This window comes from Streptomyces sp. GbtcB7 (genome assembly GCF_019091445.1).
Lineage (GTDB): Bacteria > Actinomycetota > Actinomycetes > Streptomycetales > Streptomycetaceae > Streptomyces > Streptomyces mirabilis.
Genome location: NZ_JAGXJM010000024.1, coordinates 1 through 17,359, shown reverse-complemented (window position 1 = coordinate 17,359; position 17,359 = coordinate 1). Strand labels below are relative to the sequence as shown.

Sequence of the window (17,359 nt, the reverse complement as noted above, 5' to 3'; positions counted from 1 at the left end):
GTGACGACGGTCGAGGCGGCGGGGGTGCGGGCACCCGCGTGGCGCGGGGGATTCGGGCGGCTGTGGAGCGCGGCGGTGGTCTCGCGCTTCGGGGACGCCCTGCGCACCGCCGCGCTGCCGCTGCTCGCCGTGCGGCTCACGGACGATCCGCTCGTCATCGCCTCCGTCACGGCCTGCGGCTACCTCCCCTGGCTCCTCTTCGGGCTGCTGGGCGGCGCGGTCGCGGACCGGGTGGACCAGCGGCGGGCGATGTGGACCGTCGACACCGTACGCGGCGGGCTGGTGGCCTGCTTCGCCCTCGCCGTCGGGCTCGGCCACGCCACGATCGGCCTGCTGATCGCGCTCGCCTTCGCCCTGACCACCCTCCAGACGCTGTTCGACAACGCGTCCACGGCCCTGCTGCCCTCCCTGGTCGACAAAGAGACCCTGGGCAGCGCCAATGCCAGGCTGATGACCGGCCAGCAGCTCGCCGGCGGCTTCCTGGCCGGTCCCTTCGTGCCGCTGCTGCTCATCCTCGGGGCCGCCGCGCCGTTCGCGGCCGACGCGGTCACCTATCTGCTGGCCGCGGCCCTCGTGGCCTCCCTGCGGATCCGGGCGCCCGAGCGGGAGCCCCGGCCCGCCGGGAGCACCCTGAGGGCGGAGGTGGCCGAAGGAGTGCGCACCCTGTGGCACGACAGGGTGCTGCGCGCGGTCTGCACGGCCACACTGCTGTGCAACATCGGCATGGGCGCCCTGATCGCCACGCTGGTCCTGCACGTGACCGGCTGGCTGCACGGGGGAAACGCGGGCTTCGCGGCCGCGATGACGGCCTACTCGGCCGGATCCCTGGCCGGGGGAGTGCCGGCCCAGTGGATCGCGCGCCGGATCGGGCGGGTACGGAGCCTGCTCCTGTGCGGATGCGTCCAGACGGCGGCCCTGGTACTCCTCGGCACCGTCCGCCACCTGGGTGCACTCCTCGCGGGCATGGCACTGCTCGGACTGATGGGCATGGTGTGGAACGTCAACCAGGTCACGCTGATGCAGCAGCGCAGCCCGGCAGCCATGGTGGGCCGCGTCAGCGCCGCGTTCCGCACCGCCTCCACCTCCGGGGCCCCGGTCGGCGCCCTGCTCGGCGGCGCCGTGGCGGGTGCCTACGGGCTGAACGGACCCGCGCTGTTCGCGGCCGTCCTCTTCGGGCTCGCCGTCACCTCGCTGATACCCGCGCATCTGCCGGACGTATCTGTTGTTGAGCCGGACGACGGCGCTACGACAGCTCACGTCAAGCCCTGATCAATTAGGTTGGGACCGGCAGTGGGGCGAGGCAAGCAGCAGCACACGCAGGAAAGAAGGCGGAAGCCAGAGATGAACGCAGACAGCCGTGCCAGGCTCAACCAGACGCCCGAGTGGACCGCTCTGGCCAAGCACCGCGAGGAGCTCGCGGAGACCCATCTGCGGGACCTGTTCGCAACCGACCCCGGGCGCGGAACCGGGTACACCCTCCAGGTCGGCGATCTGCACGTCGACTACTCCAAGCACCTGGTCACCGACGAGACGGTGCGGCTGCTGCGCGAGCTGGCAGCGGCGACCGACGTCTTCGGGCTGCGGGACGCCATGTTCCGCGGCGAGAAGATCAACGTCACCGAGAACCGGGCCGTGCTCCACGTGGCGCTGCGCGCCCCGCGCGACGCGGTGATCGAGGTCGACGGGGAGAACGTCGTCCCGGCCGTGCACGCCGTGCTCGACAAGATGGCCGACTTCGCCGAGCGGGTCCGCTCCGGCGCGTGGACCGGCCACACCGGTCAGCGCATCAAGAACGTCGTGAACATCGGCATCGGCGGCTCCGACCTCGGCCCGGCGATGGCGTACGAGGTGCTGCGCTCCTTCACCGACCGCGACCTCACGGTCCGCTTCGTGTCGAACGTGGACGGTGCAGACCTGCACGAGGCCGTCCGCGACCTCGACCCGGCCGAGACACTGTTCATCATCGCCTCGAAGACGTTCACCACCATCGAGACGATCACCAACGCGACCTCCGCGCGCAACTGGCTGCTGACCGAGCTGAAGGCCGGTCAGGACGCCGTGGCCAAGCACTTCGTGGCGCTGTCGACCAACGCCGAGAAGGTCGCCGACTTCGGTATCGACACCGCCAACATGTTCGAGTTCTGGGACTGGGTCGGCGGACGGTACTCGTACGACTCCGCGATCGGTCTGTCCCTGATGATCGCGATCGGGCCGGACCGCTTCCGGGAGATGCTCGACGGGTTCCACCTCGTCGACGAGCACTTCCGCACCGCGCCCGCCGAGACCAATGTGCCGCTGCTGATGGGCCTGTTGGGCATCTGGTACGGCAACTTCCACAACGCCCAGTCGCACGCCGTACTGCCGTACTCGCACTACCTGTCCAAGTTCACGGCGTATCTGCAGCAGCTGGACATGGAGTCCAACGGCAAGTCCGTGGAGCGCGACGGGCACGACGTGGAGTGGGAGACCGGCCCGGTCGTGTGGGGGACGCCCGGCACCAACGGGCAGCACGCCTACTACCAGCTCATCCACCAGGGCACGAAGCTGATCCCGGCGGACTTCATCGGCTTCGCCGAGCCGGTCGCCGATCTGCTGCCGGGCCTGGTCGCCCAGCACGACCTGCTGATGGCGAACTTCTTCGCGCAGACCCAGGCCCTCGCCTTCGGCAAGACACCCGACGAGGTGCGCGCCGAAGGTGTGGCCGAGGAACTGGTCCCGCACAAGACGTTCAAGGGCAATCACCCGACGACGACGATCCTCGCGAAGGAGCTGTCGCCCTCGGTGCTCGGCCAGTTGGTCGCCCTCTACGAGCACAAGGTGTTCGTCCAGGGCGCGGTCTGGAACATCGACTCCTTCGACCAGTGGGGTGTCGAGCTCGGCAAGGTCCTCGCCAAGCGCGTCGAACCGGCGCTGACCGAGGGTGCGGACGTGCCGGGCCTGGACGAGTCGACGAAGGCGCTCGTCGCGAAGTACCGGGAGCTGCGCGGCCGGTAGGCACGGACGCGCGTGGGTCACGGAAAGCGGGCGGTGGGAGTCCGCCCGCTTCCCGTAGACTCCCGGGCGATCATGCGGATGAAGGCTCGGGGGAGCGGAAGTTGACTGGTTCGCGAGGAAGATGGCTGAGCGGCACGCTGTCGGCGAGGTCGATTCTGCAACCCAAGGCCGTGGCGCAGGCGGTGTTCCACCCCGTGTGGATTCCGGCGTCGGTCGATCCGTCCGTGGAGCGGCTCAAGCGTGTGCGTGTCATTGCCGGGGCGGTCGCGGCGTTCGGCGTGTACACCTTCGTGCAGGGCAAGTTCGACTTCACCGAGGTTCTGCAGAACATGCTGACGGCGGCCGTCGTCCTGCTGTTCATCACGCCCACGACGGTGGGCGTGATGCTCTTCGTCTGGCGGCGCACCGGGAGGATCCGCCAGCTGCGCGTGCCTCTCTTCAACTCGCTCAAGCTGTTGCTGCTCTTCATCGGCATGGTCGTGGCGACGGTGTTCTTGTGGCAGCTGTCCACCTCGCTCGGCGGCATCATGCTGGTGGTGCTCGGTTTCACCGCGCTCTGGATGACCGGATTCCTGGCCTACGGAGCCGTGCAGCTGTCCGGGAACTTCTTCGGCTCCGCCGCCGTCCACCGCTGCCTGCCGCCGCTGCTCGCCATGGTGACGACCTGGCTGATGGCCATTCCCGACCTGGTCACGGGTGACCTGCACGGGCTCAGCTTCACGATGGGCATCGTCTTCATTCTGGGCGCGCCGGTGACGGTCACGGCCATAGCCTTCCTGGAGATGAACCGGCTCCGCCGCCGCTACGGGATTCGGCTGGGCGCGCACCCCGCCACGTTGCCGCCGCTTCCCGCGCCGTCGGCGTACGGGCCGAACACGGGGTTCGTGCCGCCGCAGGGGAACCTCTACGCGCCGGGCCCGCAGTACCCGTATCCGCCGCAGCACCCGTACGCCCCGCCGAGCCCGTACCCGCCGCAGCACCCGTACGCGCCGCCGAACCCGAACCCGTACAACCAGGGGAACCCGTACGGGCCCTGACCGTGATCAGGCCACCGCGCTCAGGGTGTCCGCGAGCCGTCGTCGGGCGGCGCGGCCCGCGGGGAGCGCGGCGAGGGCGGCGGCGCCCAGGACCGCGGCCAGACCGAACAGGGACAGCAGGAGGGGCGACGGCCCCCGGGCGATACCGGCGCCGATCCCGCTCGACTTCCCCTGGACGTCGATCAGCCAGTGCGCCAGAGGCAGCCCCAGCGCCGTACCCGCGAGGACCGCTGCCAGCGCGGTGCAGGCGGTGGCCGTGACGGTGACCGCCGTGATCTGCCGCGGGGACAGCCCGATGGCCTTGAGCGCCAGCAGATCCCGTTCGCCCTCGCGCACGGTGCCGCCGACCGCGGTCAGCAGCTCAATGAGCCCGATGAGGGCCAGTACGGCGATCAGCCCGACGACGACGCCGCGCAGCGGCGAGAGACCGTCGGCCGGGTTGGTCACGGCGTGCACGTCCAGGTGCCCGTGCCCGGCCGCGGTCAGCTCGGCGGCGACCTTGCCCGGGTCGGCGCCGGGGCGCAACTGGAGCTGGTAGAGGGTCGGGCGGAGCTCCGGGTCGTTCTCGCGCAGGGTGTCGAGCGAGGTGGAGATGACGCGGCCGCCGTTCTCCGGCTCGATGCTGCGACCGACGATGTGCAGGATCTGCGGGCGCGCGCCGACGGTCATCCGCACCCAGTCCCCGACGCGCACGTCCAGCAGGTCGAGCAGCCCCTGACCGGCCACCGCCTCGTCGGGCCCGCGGGCCGGGCGGCCCTCGGCCAGCGAGAACGGGTACGGGTCCTGGTGCGTGCCGAGCCCGCGCAGTGCGATCGTCGCCGTCTGGCCCGGAACCAGAGCGGCCACCTCGGCGCCCGGGTGCACGGCGGTGACCTGTGCGTTCCGGGCGAGCAGGGCGCGGGCTGCCGGATCGCCGAGGCTCTCGTCCGGGTGTGCCGTGAGCGCGGCCGCGAGGCCGATCCGCTCGGGTTCGCTGTGGAAGCGGTCGATGGTGGTCCAGGCGCTCAGCGCGACCACGATCAGCAGCAGTGGCAGGGCGAGCCGGGCGACCGTGGCCAGCGAGCGCGGTCGCCGCGGGAAGGCCTGGTGCCAGCCCAGCACGAGGGCGGGGGGCAGCCGCAGTGCGAGCGCCCGGCGGGCCACGCCCGACAGGCGGCCGGCCGGGGGTGCCGCGGCCCGCAGCACCGGCACGGGGGGCACCCGGCCCGCCCGCCACGCGGCGATCCCGGTCGTCGCGCCGATGAAGAGCACCGCGGCCACCGGTACCGCCAACAGGGCCGCGGTGTGCCCGGGCAGTCCCTGCCAGACGCCCAGGGCGTCGCCGAGGCGGCCGGGGATCCGGCTCCCCAGCGCCTGGGTGAGCGTGGCGGCCACCAGGGCGCCCAGCGACGCGTACACCACGTGCTGGATCAGGAAGATGCGCACCACCTGGCCGGGCGTGAACCCGATCGCCTTCAGGACCGAGATGTCCCGCAGGTGGCCGCGGATACGGGTGCCGATCGCGCCGTACACGGCGAGCGCGGCGGCGAGGAGCGCGCCGAGGCCGAACAGGCCAAGGACCTGTCCCAGCAGCCGGTTGTCGCCCTGGGCCTCGGCGCGGGCCTGCTGCCAGTTCGACACCTGGGTGACCGCGCCGGAACCGAGCGTCGTCACCGCGCGCTGCACGGCGTAGTCCGTGTCGCCGGGATCGGTCAGGCGCAGACCGATGACCTGGCCCGTACGTCCGTCCGCGCCCCGCACCGCGGAGGGCAGCGCCCAGACGACCCCCGACCGCTCGCCGGGGCGGTAGCGGGGCTCGGCGCTGTCGGACACGCCCAGGACGGTCAGGGTGCGTGCGGTGCCGGGCACGGTGAGGGTGTCCCCGGGCTCGGCCCACAGCGCGCGGGCGAGGCTTTCCTCCAGGACGACTCCGTCGGGCCGGGCGTGGTCGAGCCAGTGACCGGAGACGAGCAGCGGCCGACCGGTGGCGGGCGGCTCGACGGCGCCGCGCAGCTCGACGGAGGCACGGGTGCCGCGGGACTCGACGGTGGCGGACGCGGTGCGGTACGGGCCCGCCACGGACTCGACGCCGTCCAGCCGCGCGAGCCGCCCGGCGTCGGCGGACGCGCCGGTGTGGATCCACACATGGGCGCCGTGCGACTGAGTGAAGACGCGCTGCCAGGGGTTCGTCGCGTATCCGAAGAGTGCCGCGGCGAGCAGCAGCGAGGTGACGATTCCCGCGGTGGCGAGCACGATGAACAGCGCCTCGCCCCGATGCGTGCGCAGATCGGCATGCGCCCAGCGCAGAGTGGCCCGCACGCCGCTCAGTCCCTCAGTTCCAGCACGCCGGATATCCCGGCGCCGCGTGACGGCGTGCCGTCGAGTTCCGCGTCGTCGGCGATGCGGCCGTCGAAGAAGCTGATCACGCGGTCCGCGGCGCTGGCGAGCCGGGCGTCGTGGGTGACGAGCACGATGGTCTGACCGCGCTGGTGGAAGCGGGACAGCAGCCGCATCACCTCGCGGGTGCCCTTGCTGTCCAGGCTGCCCGCGGGTTCGTCGGCCAGCAGCAGGGACGGATGGTTGACCAGCGCCCGGGCCAGGGCGACGCGCTGCTGTTCGCCGCCGGACAGCTCACCCGGCATGCTGCGTCCCTTGCCCGCCAGGCCCAGCTCGGACAGCAGCAGCTCGCGCTCGGCGCGCGCCTGCTTGGGGGAGACCCCGGCGAGCAGGGCGGGCAGCTCCACGTTGTCGGCGACCGACAGGTTGGAGACCAGGTTGAAGAACTGGAAGACGATGCCGATGCGCCGTCGCCGTTCCACCGCCCAGCGCGCCTCGCTGTACGCGTCCGTGCATTCGGCGTCCAGCCAGACGCTGCCGGAGTCGGGCCGCTGGAGGCCGCCGAGGAGGTGCAGCAGCGTCGACTTGCCGGCGCCGGACGGGCCGGTGACGGCGACGAACTCGCCCTGGCGCACGGCAAGATCCACTCCACGCACGGCATACGCCGGGGCGCCCTCGCCGTAGTGGGTCTTGACCAGGCCCTCGGCGCGCAGCAAAGGACCGGTGTGGCTCATTCCAGCTCCTCCAGTTCCTCCTGGCAGCGCTCCAGCCAGTCCAGATCGGCCTGCAGGTGCAGCATGGCGCCCTCGATCAGCAGCTGGGAGATGCGGTTGTCCCGGTCCTCGGCCGCGGCGAGCTTCGACAGGTTGCGCATGGTGTTCAGATACTGCCGCCGCTGCCTGTTGATCAGGGCGATCTGGTCGGCCAGGCCGGTCGTCGGGGCGAGCGCGAGTTTCATGAAGAACTCGTCCCGTACCCGGGGCTCGTCCGCCGTCTCCTGGTACCAGGCCTGCAGCGCCTCGCGCCCGGTGTCGGTGAGGTGGTAGATCTTCTTGTTGGGCCGGCTCGACTGCTCGACTTCCTCGCCCTCGATCAGTCCCGCCTTCTCGAGGCGGCCGAGCGTGACGTAGATCTGGCCGACGTTGGGCTGAGGGTACGCGGAGCCCAGCAGTTGCTCAAGGTCCTGCTTGAGCTCGTACCCGTGGGCCGGGCCTCGCGCCAGCAGGGCCAGGAGGGGCAGCCGCACCCGTGCTCTCCTCCCCGCATCCTTGTCATGTGCCGCAGACCGATGTCATACCGATGTCAGGCCGTTGCCCGGTCGATGCGGCCGGAGGCCAATGTGTCGCAGGCCCTAGTATCGCCCATACCTAACAGGTATACATGGCCACTGACGCCGGGCGAAGGTGCCCGACGCCGGTGTACAGGGAGGAACCTATGCGGTGGATACGTGCCGCCGGTAGGGGCCTCCTGGTCGCGGCGGTGGTCCTGACCGGTTACGTCGCCTCGGGCACCCCCGCCGACGGGGCGCACGGCACCGGTCGCGGCCCGCTCACCCTGGCGACCGCGGGGGACCTCACCGGCTATCTGGGGCCACTGCTCGAAGGGTGGAACCGTACCCACCCCGGCGAGAGGGTCACCCTCGTCGAACTCCCGGACTCCGCCGACGAGACGCACGCGCAGATGACGACCGACCTGCGCGGCGGTGGCAGAAGCCGCTTCGACGTCCTCAACATCGACGTCGCCTGGACCTCGGAGTTCGCCGCCGCTGGCTGGATCTCTCCGCTGGACCGCGGCCGCTTCCCGCTCCACAGCTTCCTGCCGCCGGTCGTGGACACGGCGACGTACGACGGAAGGCTGTACGCGGTCCCCTACGTCACCAACGCGGGACTCCTCCTGTACCGCAAGGACGTCCTCGCCAAAGAGGGCGTCGCGCCGCCGCGGACCTGGGCCGAGCTGGAGCGACAGGCGAGGACCATCGCCCCGAAGTACGGACTCGACGGCTACGCCGGCCAGTTCCTGCCTTACGAAGGTCTCACCGTGAACGCGGCGGAGGCGGTCTACTCGGCGGGCGGCACGATCCTCGGCGACGAGGGCGAGCGCGTCACCGTGAACTCCGAGGCGGCCCGCGAGGGCATCGGGTTCCTCGCCGACGGCGTGCGTGACGGCTGGATTGCGAAGAAGGCGCTGACGTACAAGGAAGAGGAGTCCAAACAGGCCTTCCAAGACGGCCACCTCCTCTTTCTGCGCAACTGGCCCTACGCCTACGTCGGTGCTTCAGGCAAGGGATCGGCGGTCGCCGGGAAGGTCGGCGCGGTCCCCCTGCCCGGACCCGACGGACCGGGCACGAGCGTGCTGGGCGGCTCCAACCTGGCCGTCAACACGCATGCGCGGCACCCCGATTCGGCCGCGCGCCTGATCGCGTACCTCACGACCGAGCGGGCGCAGCGCCAGGTCCTCACCAAGGGTGCGCTGCCGCCCGTACGGGCGGCGCTGTACCAGGACCCGGAGCTGATCCGGGAGTTCCCCTATCTGCCCACGCTGCGCGCCAGCGTCCTCGCGGCCGCCCCACGCCCCAAGAGCCCGCGCTACGACCAGGTCAGCCTGGTCGTTCAGGCCGTGGTCCACGACGCGATGACGGGGCACGAGACGCCGTCCGCGGCGGTACGGCGGCTGGCGCGCGAGCTGGCGGCCATTTCACCCAGGTAGCACGCCGGTAGCACCTCGGCAGTGCCCTGTCGGCATCCTGCTAGTTACTTGTTAAGTAACGGGAGCATCCCATCTCCGGGTTTCGTGCCCGAAAAGTCTGCATATAACTGCCCAACTTCACGGTTGATGCTGCTTACTCGTTGACACCCGCGCGACACGCCTACTTAACATGCATGCATAACCACAGGCACGCACAGACAGGTCCAACGGGTGACCCTCAACACACACCGCTGGTGGCGCGACGCAGTGATCTACCAGGTGTACGTCCGCAGCTTCCTGGACAGCACCGGTGACGGCATCGGCGATCTCGCCGGGGTTCGCGCGGGCATGCCGTACCTCAAGAAGCTCGGTGTCGACGGCATCTGGCTGAGCCCCTTCTACCCCTCGCCGCAGCATGACCACGGCTACGACGTCGCCGACTACTGCGACGTGGACCCGCTCTTCGGCGACCTCGCCGAGTTCGACCTGCTGATGACCGACGCCCGACGGCTCGGCGTCAAGGTACTCCTGGACATCGTCCCCAACCACTGCTCCAGTGAGCACCCGTGGTTCCGTGCCGCGCTCGCGGCGGAGCCGGGCAGCGCGGCACGCGCCCGCTTCCACTTCGCCGACGGACGTGGCCCCGACGGCGCCGAGCCGCCCAACAACTGGCACGCCATGTTCGGCGGACCCGCCTGGTCCCGCGTCACCGAGGCGGACGGCAACCCCGGCCAGTGGTACCTGCACATGTTCACGTCCGAGCAGCCCGACCTGAACTGGCGCAACCCCGAGGTCGGCGCGCACTTCGACCACGTGCTGCGGTTCTGGCTCGACCGGGGCGTCGACGGCTTCCGCATCGACGTCGCCGCCGGCCTCTTCAAGCACCCCGACCTGCCGGACTCGCCCGACCCGGAGGCCGACGCCCGCACCCGCGACTCGGTCAACCCGCTCGCCTGGAACCGACCCGAGGTGCACGACGTGTGGCGCCACTGGCGGTCCGTCTGCGAGGAGTACACCGGGCGCGACGGCCGCGACCGGCTGCTGGTCGGCGAGGTCTCGGTACCGACGGCCCGCGAACACGCCCAGTACGTACGCCCCGACGAGCTCCACCAGGCCTTCTTCTTCGACCTGCTCAGCGCGCCCTGGAACGCCGACGCCTTCCGCAAGGTCATCTCCGAGGCCATGCAGGACATCGCCGGCACCGGATCGACGGTCACCTGGGTCCTCAACAACCACGACCAGGTCCGCACCGTCACCCGCTACGGCGAGCTCGGCACCGAGGGCAGCGGCCTCGGGACGGCCCGTGCCCGCGCCGCCGCACTGCTGATGCTGGCGCTGCCCGGAGCCGCGTACATCTACCAGGGCGAGGAGCTCGGGCTGCCCGAGGTCGTCGACCTGCCCGACGACGTGCTGACCGACCCGATCTTCCGCCGCACAGGAAGCCGCGCCCGTATCCGCGACGGCTGCCGGGTGCCGCTGCCCTGGTCCGGGCACGCCTCACCGTTCGGCTTCACCTCGGGCGCGGAGAGCGCCAAGCCGTGGCTGCCGCAGCCCGCCTACTTCGCCGAGTACGCGACCGACCGCGCGCTCGCCGACACCCGCTCCTTCTGGCACCTGTACCGCGACGGGCTCCAGCTGCGCGCCGGACTCCCTCAGTTGGGCGAGGGCGCGCTGCGCTGGCTCCAGGCGCCGCCCGGCGTCCTCGCCTTCGTTCGCGGCGACGGCCTGGTGTGCGCCGTCAACTTCGGTACGGCCCCCACGCCCGCGCCGGTCTCCGGCACCCCCTTGCTGTCCAGCGGCCCCTGTCCGGCCGGCGTGCTGCCCGGTTCGACCGCCGCCTGGTGGATCAGCGACTGCACGAATCCCTGACCGTCCCCTCCTCCGGTTTCCGTCAATTCCCCTGCCCTGAAAGGGACATCAACGATGATGCGACGACGTACGACCCTGCTCGCGAGCTGCACCGCCCTCGCCCTGGCCCTCGGTGCCACCGCCTGCGGAGGCGGACCCGTAGCCGCCGGAGGCGGCGGTAAGTCGCTCAGCGGCCAGACGATCACCGTGGCCGGTGTCTGGTCCGGCAGCGAGCAGAAGAACTTCCAGAAGGTCCTGGACGCCTTCACCGCGAAGACGGGAGCCAAGACCCAGTTCGTCTCCACCGGCGACAACGTCTCCACGGTCGTCGGCAGCAAGATCGAGGGCGGCAACGCCCCCGACGTGGTGATGGTCCCGCAGGTCGGTGTCCTCCAGCAGTTCGCGAAGGAGGGCTGGCTCAAGCCGCTCTCCAAGACCACCGAACAGTCCGTCGACACCGATTACGCGAGCGTCTGGAAGAAGTACGGCAGCGTCGGCGACACCCTGTACGGCCTGTACTTCAAGGCCGCCCACAAGTCGACCGTCTGGTACAGCCCCGACGCGCTCGACCAGGCAGGTGTCAAGCCGCCGACCACGTACGACGCCATGCTGAAGGCCGGACACACCATCTCCGACTCGGGACTCGCCGCCTTCTCCGTCGCCGGACAGGACGGCTGGACCCTCACCGACTGGTTCGAGAACATCTACCTCTCCCAGGCGGGACCGGAGAAGTACGACGCCCTGGCCGCCCACCAGCTGAAGTGGACCGACCCGACCGTGGTCGAGGCGCTCACCACCCTCGGCAAGCTCTTCAAGGACAAGCAACTGATGGCCGGCGGCCAGAAGGGGGCCCTGAACACGGACTTCCCCGGCTCCGTCGAGAAGGTCTTCGGACCCAAGCCCGAGGCGGGCATGGTCTACGAGGGCGACTTCGTCGCCGGGGTCGCCAAGGACCAGTTCGGCAAGAAGATCGGCCAGGACGCGAACTTCTTCCCCTTCCCCGCGGTCGACGGCGGCAAGGCGCCGGTGGTCAGCGGCGGCGACGCGGCCGTGGTCCTCAAGGACGGCAAGCACCAGAAGGCCGCCATGACGTTCCTGGAGTACCTGGCGACCCCCGAAGCGGCCGCCGTCTGGGCCGGGGCGGGCGGCTTCCTCTCCCCGAACAAGAAGCTCGACCTCGCCTCCTACAGCGACGACATCGCCCGCGAGACCGCCAAGTCCCTGGTCGCCGCCGGGGATTCGGTCCGCTTCGACATGTCCGACCAGGCCCCCGCCGCGTTCGGCGGCACCAAGGGCGCCGGCGAGTGGAAGATCCTCCAGGACTTCCTCCGTGACCCCTCGGACCCGAAGGCGACCGCGGCCGAACTGGAGAAGGCCGCGGCCAAGGCGTACCAGGGCTGATCGCCATGACCGCCACCCTCGTGAAAGAGGCGAGCCCTCCGGCCGTCGGCATGGCCGACCACAGACGGCGCGCCAGGCGCCGCGGCCGGATCACCGCCCTCGTCTTCGTCCTCCCCGCCCTGCTCCTGCTCGGCGCGCTCGTCGTCTACCCCGTGGTCTTCTCCGTGGGGCGCAGCTTCTTCGACGCCTCCGGCAGCCGGTTCGTGGGCGGCGACAACTACACCGAGATGTTCCGCGACCCGGCCACGCTCAAGGCCGTACGCAACAGCGCCATCTGGGTCGTCGTCGCGCCGACGCTGCTCACCGGGCTCGGCCTGGTGCTCGCCGTCCTGGTCGAGAAGATCCGCTGGGCCACCGCGTTCAAGCTGCTGCTGTTCATGCCCATGGCGGTCTCCTTCCTGGCCGCCGGCATCATCTTCCGGCTCGCGTACGACGAGGACCCGGACAAGGGTGTCCTGAACGCCGCCGTGGTCGGCGTCCACGACGCGTTCGAGGGAACCTCGTCCTATCCGACCGCCCGCGCCCGCGACGGCCGAGGCCTCACCAAGGGCGCCGACGGCTCGTACCGTACGACCGCCTCCGCCTCGCCCGGCCACACGGTCGGCCTCGGGCTCGTCGGCGTCCTCCCCAAGGACCTGCCGAAGGACGCGAAGTCCGCCTACGCGGCCGCGGGGCAGAAGGCGGCCCGGGACGAGCTGCGCGGTGTCGTCTACCTGGACTTCACACCCGGCGGGGGAGGGAAACAGGGCCAGGTCGACCGCGGGGAGAGCGGACTGCCCGAGATGAAGGTCGAGGCGGCGCGCGACGGGAAGACGGTCGCGAGCACGAGCACCGCGGCCGACGGCTCCTTCCGCTTCTTGGGGCTGGACCCCGGCTCGTACACCGTGCGGCTGCCCGCGTCGAACTTCAGCCCGCCGTACGACGGTGTGTCCTGGCTCGGTCCGGCGCTGGTCACCCCCGCCATCATCGGCGCCTACCTGTGGATCTGGACCGGCTTCGCCATGGTGCTGATCGGCGCCGGACTCGCCGCCCTGCCGCGCGACGCGCTGGAGGCGGCCCGGATGGACGGTGCCAACGAGTGGCAGATCTTCCGCCGGATCACCGTGCCGCTGCTGGCACCCGTGCTCACCGTGGTCTTCGTCACGCTCGTGATCAACGTGATGAAGGTCTTCGACCTCGTCTACATCATCGCGCCAGGCCCCGTGCAGGAGGACGCCACCGTGCTCGCCACCCAGATGTGGCTGGTGTCCTTCGGCGGCGGCAACAACCAGGGCCTGGGCAGCGCACTCGGTGTGCTCCTCCTGCTCCTGGTCGTCCCCGCCATGGTCTTCAACGTCCGCCGCTTCCGAAGGAGTCAACGATGAACGCGCTCAGGCGGGGGCTCGGCAACGGCCTGGTGCAGGCGTTCCTGGTGATCGTCGGCCTGGTCTGGGTCACCCCGCTCGCAGGGCTCTTCCTCTCCTCGATGCGCTCGGCGCAGGACACCGCCGAGGGAGGCTGGTGGACGGCGCTGACCCGCCCCGGTCAGCTCTCCTTCGACAACTACTCCGCCCTCCTGGGCAATGCGGGGATGACGCGGGCGTTCTGGAACACCGTGTTGATCTCCGTGCCGGCCACCGTCCTCGTCGTGGTGATCGCGGCGCTCGCCGGATACGCCTTCGCCTGGCTGGAGTTCCCCTTCCGGGACACGATCTTCCTTGTCGTGGTGGCGTTGTTGGTGGTGCCGGTCCAGATCGGGCTGCTGCCGGTCGCCAAACTCTTCGGCGCGCTGGGGCTGTTCGGCACGATTCCCGGTGTGGTGCTCTTCCACGTCTCCTACGGGCTGCCGTTCGCCATCTTCCTGCTGCGCAACTACTTCGCGGAGATGCCGAAGGAGATGCTGGAGGCCGCCCGGATGGATGGCGGCAGCGAGTGGCGCATCTTCACCCAGCTGGTGCTGCCGGTCGGACGCCCGGCCATCGCGAGCCTGGCCATCTTCCAGTTCCTGTGGGTGTGGAACGACATGCTGGTCGCTCTGCTGTTCGCCGACAGTTCCTCGCAGCCGCTGACGGTCGAACTCCAGTCCCAGATACGGCAGTTCGGCAGCAACATCGATGTGCTGGCGCCGGGGGCGTTTCTGTCGCTGATCGTTCCGGTGATGGTGTTCTTCGCGTTCCAGCGGCACTTCGTGCAAGGGGTGATGGCCGGGTCGGTGAAGTGAGGGGCAAAAGACCGCGCAGTTCCCCGCGCCCCTTTTCAGGGGTGCGGGGAACTGCGCGAATGGGGTCTGGGGCGGAGCCCCAGGTACGGCTCAGGCCGAAGCCGGCGGGTACAGCGAGCGCGGCAGCTGGGAGGCCGCCGCCGCGTCCAGGAGCCACAGGGTGCGGGAGCGCCCGTGGGCGCCGGCCGCCGGGGCCTGCACCTCGCCCGCGCCCGAGAGGGCGATCGCCGCGGCCTGCGCCTTGTCCTCGCCGGCCGCCAGCAACCAGACCTCACGGGCGGAACGGATCGCGGGCAGGGTGAGCGTGACCCGGGTCGGCGGGGGCTTGGGGGCGCCGTGCACGCCCACCACCGTCCGCTCGGTCTCACGGACCGCGGGCAGCTCCGGGAAGAGCGAGGCCACGTGGGTGTCCGGGCCGACGCCCAGCATCAGGACGTCGAACGAGGGCACGGAACCGTGGTTCTCGGGGCCCGCGGCCTTCGCGAGCTCGGCCGCGTACGCCTCCGCCGCCGCGTCCACGTCGGTACCGTACGGACCGTCGGACGCGGGCATCGGATGCACGCGCGCGGGGTCCACCGGCACCGAGTCCAGCAGTGCCGCACGGGCCTGGGTGTCGTTGCGGTCCGCATCGCCCTCGGGCAGGAACCGCTCGTCACCCCACCACAGGTCGATACGGCCCCAGTCGATGGCGTCCCGGGCGGGCGCGGCCGCGAGCGCCGCGAGGAGCCCGTTGCCGTTGCGCCCGCCGGTGAGGACCACCGAGGCGTAGCCGCGCGAGGCCTGCGCGTCCACGACCTTGGTGATCAGCCGGGCCGCGGCGGCCTGGGCCATCAGCTCCTTGTCGCGGTGCACGACGAGCTGCGGAGTGTTCACTCGGAGGCCGCCTTCTTCGCAGGGGCCTTCGCGGCGGTTTTCGCGGGGGCCTTCTTCGCGGGCGCCTTGGCGGCGGCGGTCTTGACGGCCGCCTTAGCCGTGGCCGGCTGCTCCTCGACGGCGTCGGCCGTCGCCCCGTTCAGCCGGTCCACCCCGTACCGCAGCGCCGACGCGTAGGTGTCGTCCGGGTCGAGCCGGCGCAGCTCCTCCGCGATCAGCTCCGAGGTGTCGCGGCGCTTGAGCGCCACCGCACGGTCGGGCTGGCCCTCGATGGAGAGGGTCGCCAGGGTGCCGTCGGCGCGGTCCAGCGCGATCGGGCCGCAGCTCGTTTCCATACGGACGGCGGTGAGGCCGGGGCCGGAGGAGTTGGACCGCTTGACGGGGACGTCCAGCCGGTCCGCGAGCCACATGGCGAGCAGCTCCACGCTCGGGTTGAACTCCTCGCCCTCCACCTCGACCGCGTTCACGTCACAGATGACCTGGTCGAGGGCGGCGGCCAGCATCGAGCGCCAGGGCGTGATGCGGGTCCAGGAGAGGTCGGTGTCCCCAGGGGTGTAGGCGTCGGCACGCGCGTTGAGCTCGCGTACGGGCGCCTCGGCGGCGTAGGTGTCGGTGACGCGGCGCTGGGCCAGCTTTCCGAGCGGGTCGCTGGCCGGGTCGAGCGGCGCGCTCACCGGCCACCAGACGACGACCGGCGCGTCCGGCAGCAGCAGCGGCAGGACGACCGAGTCGGCGTGGTCGGCGACCTCGCCGTACAGCCGCAGCACGACCGTCTCGCCGGTGCCCGCGTCCGCGCCGACCCGCACCTCGGCGTCGATGCGGGACTTCGTGCGGTCGCGGGGCGAGCGGGAGACGCGCTTGATGACCACGAGGGTGCGCGAGGGGTGCTCGCGGGACGCCTCGTTGGCGGCCTTCAGGGCGTCGTAGGCGTTCTCCTCGTCGGTGACGATGACGAGGGTGAGCACCATGCCCACGGCGGGGGTGCCGATGGCGCGGCGGCCCTGCACCAGCGCCTTGTTGATCTTGCTGGCCGTGGTGTCCGTGAGGTCTATCTTCATGGGCGACGCCAGCTCCGTCCGTCTCGCTCGAGCATTTCGTCGGCCTCGACGGGGCCCCATGTGCCCGAGGGGTACTGCGCGGGCTTGCCGTGCTTGTCCCAGTACTGCTCGATCGGGTCGAGGATCTTCCAGGACAGCTCGACCTCCTCGGTGCGCGGGAAGAGGTTCGAGTCGCCCAGCAGGACGTCCAGGATCAGGCGCTCGTACGCCTCCGGGCTCGACTCCGTGAAGGACTCGCCGTAGGCGAAGTCCATCGAGACGTCCCGGATCTCCATCGAGGTGCCGGGCACCTTGGAGCCGAAGCGGACCGTGACGCCCTCGTCGGGCTGGACGCGGAAGACGATCGCGTTCTGGCCCAGCTCCTCCGTCGCCGTGTGATCGAACGGGGAGTGCGGGGCGCGCTGGAAGACCACCGCGATCTCGGTGACGCGGCGGCCGAGCCGCTTGCCGGTGCGCAGATAGAAGGGGACGCCCGCCCAGCGGCGGTTGTCCACCTCGACCTTGATCGCGGCATAGGTGTCGGTCTTCGACTTGGGGTCGATGCCGTCTTCCTGGAGATAGCCGACGGCCTTCTCGCCGCCCTGCCAGCCGGCCGCGTACTGCCCGCGGACGGTGTCGCGGCCCAGGTCCCGGGGGATCCGGACCGCGCCGAGGACCTTGGTCTTCTCGGCGGCGAGGGCGTCCGCGTCGAAGGAGGAGGGCTCCTCCATGGCGGTCAGGGCCATCAGCTGCAGGAGGTGGTTCTGGATGACGTCCCGGGCGGCGCCGATGCCGTCGTAGTAGCCGGCCCGGCCGCCGATACCGATGTCCTCGGCCATGGTGATCTGCACGTGGTCGACGAAGGACCGGTTCCAGATCGGCTCGAACATGGTGTTGGCGAAGCGGAGCGCCAGGATGTTCTGGACGGTCTCCTTGCCGAGGTAGTGGTCGATGCGGAAGACCTGGTC

General features: G+C 70.8%; 14 protein-coding genes. 8 read left to right on the top strand and 6 right to left on the bottom strand.

What is annotated here, in order from left to right; genetic code table 11:
* From KVT44_RS33620 to KVT44_RS33610, 3 genes are all read left to right on the top strand, one after another.
* Window positions 1-1,269, top strand: coding sequence for an MFS transporter (locus KVT44_RS33620; protein ID WP_217571084.1), 1,269 nt, complete (start codon window positions 1-3; stop codon window positions 1,267-1,269).
* Window positions 1,270-1,341: 72 nt separating this feature from the next.
* Window positions 1,342-2,994: a glucose-6-phosphate isomerase gene (gene pgi, locus KVT44_RS33615; RefSeq protein WP_190170283.1), complete on the top strand. Its 1,653-nt coding sequence runs from the start codon at window positions 1,342-1,344 to the stop codon at window positions 2,992-2,994.
* A gap of 101 nt (window positions 2,995-3,095) precedes the next feature.
* Window positions 3,096-4,031, top strand: coding sequence for a hypothetical protein (locus KVT44_RS33610; RefSeq protein ID WP_217571083.1), 936 nt, complete (start codon window positions 3,096-3,098; stop codon window positions 4,029-4,031).
* A 6-nt stretch (window positions 4,032-4,037) separates the two neighbouring features.
* Here the strand turns inward: KVT44_RS33610 and KVT44_RS33605 are convergent, their stop codons facing one another.
* Genes KVT44_RS33605 through KVT44_RS33595 form a run of 3 tightly spaced genes read right to left on the bottom strand, consistent with a single transcriptional unit; the run spans window position 4,038 to window position 7,593 of the window.
* Window positions 4,038-6,329 (bottom strand): FtsX-like permease family protein, encoded by a 2,292-nt coding sequence (locus tag KVT44_RS33605; protein WP_217571081.1) that lies wholly within the window; start codon window positions 6,327-6,329, stop codon window positions 4,038-4,040.
* Window positions 6,330-6,334: 5 nt separating this feature from the next.
* Window positions 6,335-7,081, bottom strand: a complete 747-nt coding sequence (locus tag KVT44_RS33600) for an ABC transporter ATP-binding protein (RefSeq protein WP_217571079.1) — start codon at window positions 7,079-7,081, stop codon at window positions 6,335-6,337.
* A complete protein-coding gene (locus KVT44_RS33595; protein WP_075026242.1) occupies window positions 7,078-7,593 on the bottom strand; it encodes a PadR family transcriptional regulator in 516 nt (171 codons plus the stop codon). The genes KVT44_RS33600 and KVT44_RS33595 overlap by 4 nt, the downstream gene beginning before the upstream one ends.
* A 188-nt stretch (window positions 7,594-7,781) precedes the next feature.
* On the opposite strand from KVT44_RS33595, the gene KVT44_RS33590 reads away from it, so the two are divergent.
* The 5 genes from KVT44_RS33590 to KVT44_RS33570 all read left to right on the top strand — a co-directional run bounded on the left by KVT44_RS33590 (window position 7,782) and on the right by KVT44_RS33570 (window position 14,481).
* A complete protein-coding gene (locus KVT44_RS33590) occupies window positions 7,782-9,053 on the top strand; it encodes an ABC transporter substrate-binding protein (protein WP_217571077.1) in 1,272 nt (423 codons plus the stop codon).
* Window positions 9,054-9,263: 210 nt separating this feature from the next.
* Entirely contained in the window at window positions 9,264-10,901 is a 1,638-nt protein-coding gene (locus tag KVT44_RS33585) for a glycoside hydrolase family 13 protein (RefSeq protein WP_099923301.1), read from the top strand.
* A gap of 54 nt (window positions 10,902-10,955) precedes the next feature.
* The gene (locus KVT44_RS33580; RefSeq protein WP_217571075.1) at window positions 10,956-12,281 is read left to right on the top strand and encodes an ABC transporter substrate-binding protein; all 1,326 of its coding nucleotides are present in this window, start codon (window positions 10,956-10,958) and stop codon (window positions 12,279-12,281) included.
* Window positions 12,282-12,286: 5 nt separating this feature from the next.
* Window positions 12,287-13,645: an ABC transporter permease subunit gene (locus tag KVT44_RS33575; RefSeq protein WP_217571073.1), complete on the top strand. Its 1,359-nt coding sequence runs from the start codon at window positions 12,287-12,289 to the stop codon at window positions 13,643-13,645.
* Complete coding sequence (locus KVT44_RS33570) at window positions 13,642-14,481, top strand: carbohydrate ABC transporter permease (protein WP_099923304.1); 840 nt, start codon at window positions 13,642-13,644, stop codon at window positions 14,479-14,481. Before KVT44_RS33575 ends, KVT44_RS33570 begins: the two co-directional genes overlap by 4 nt.
* 90 nt (window positions 14,482-14,571) lie before the next feature.
* Here the strand turns inward: KVT44_RS33570 and pgl are convergent, their stop codons facing one another.
* From pgl to zwf, 3 genes are all read right to left on the bottom strand, one after another.
* Entirely contained in the window at window positions 14,572-15,354 is a 783-nt protein-coding gene (pgl, locus tag KVT44_RS33565) for a 6-phosphogluconolactonase (protein WP_190170287.1), read from the bottom strand.
* Window positions 15,351-16,412 carry a glucose-6-phosphate dehydrogenase assembly protein OpcA gene (opcA, locus tag KVT44_RS33560; protein ID WP_217571071.1) on the bottom strand — a complete coding sequence of 354 codons (1,062 nt, stop codon included), beginning with the start codon at window positions 16,410-16,412 and terminating at the stop codon, window positions 15,351-15,353. Before opcA ends, pgl begins: the two co-directional genes overlap by 4 nt.
* Window positions 16,409-17,359 (bottom strand): glucose-6-phosphate dehydrogenase (zwf, locus tag KVT44_RS33555; RefSeq protein ID WP_217571069.1); only part of this gene is annotated, 951 nt, incomplete at its 5' end. The genes opcA and zwf, both read right to left, overlap by 4 nt.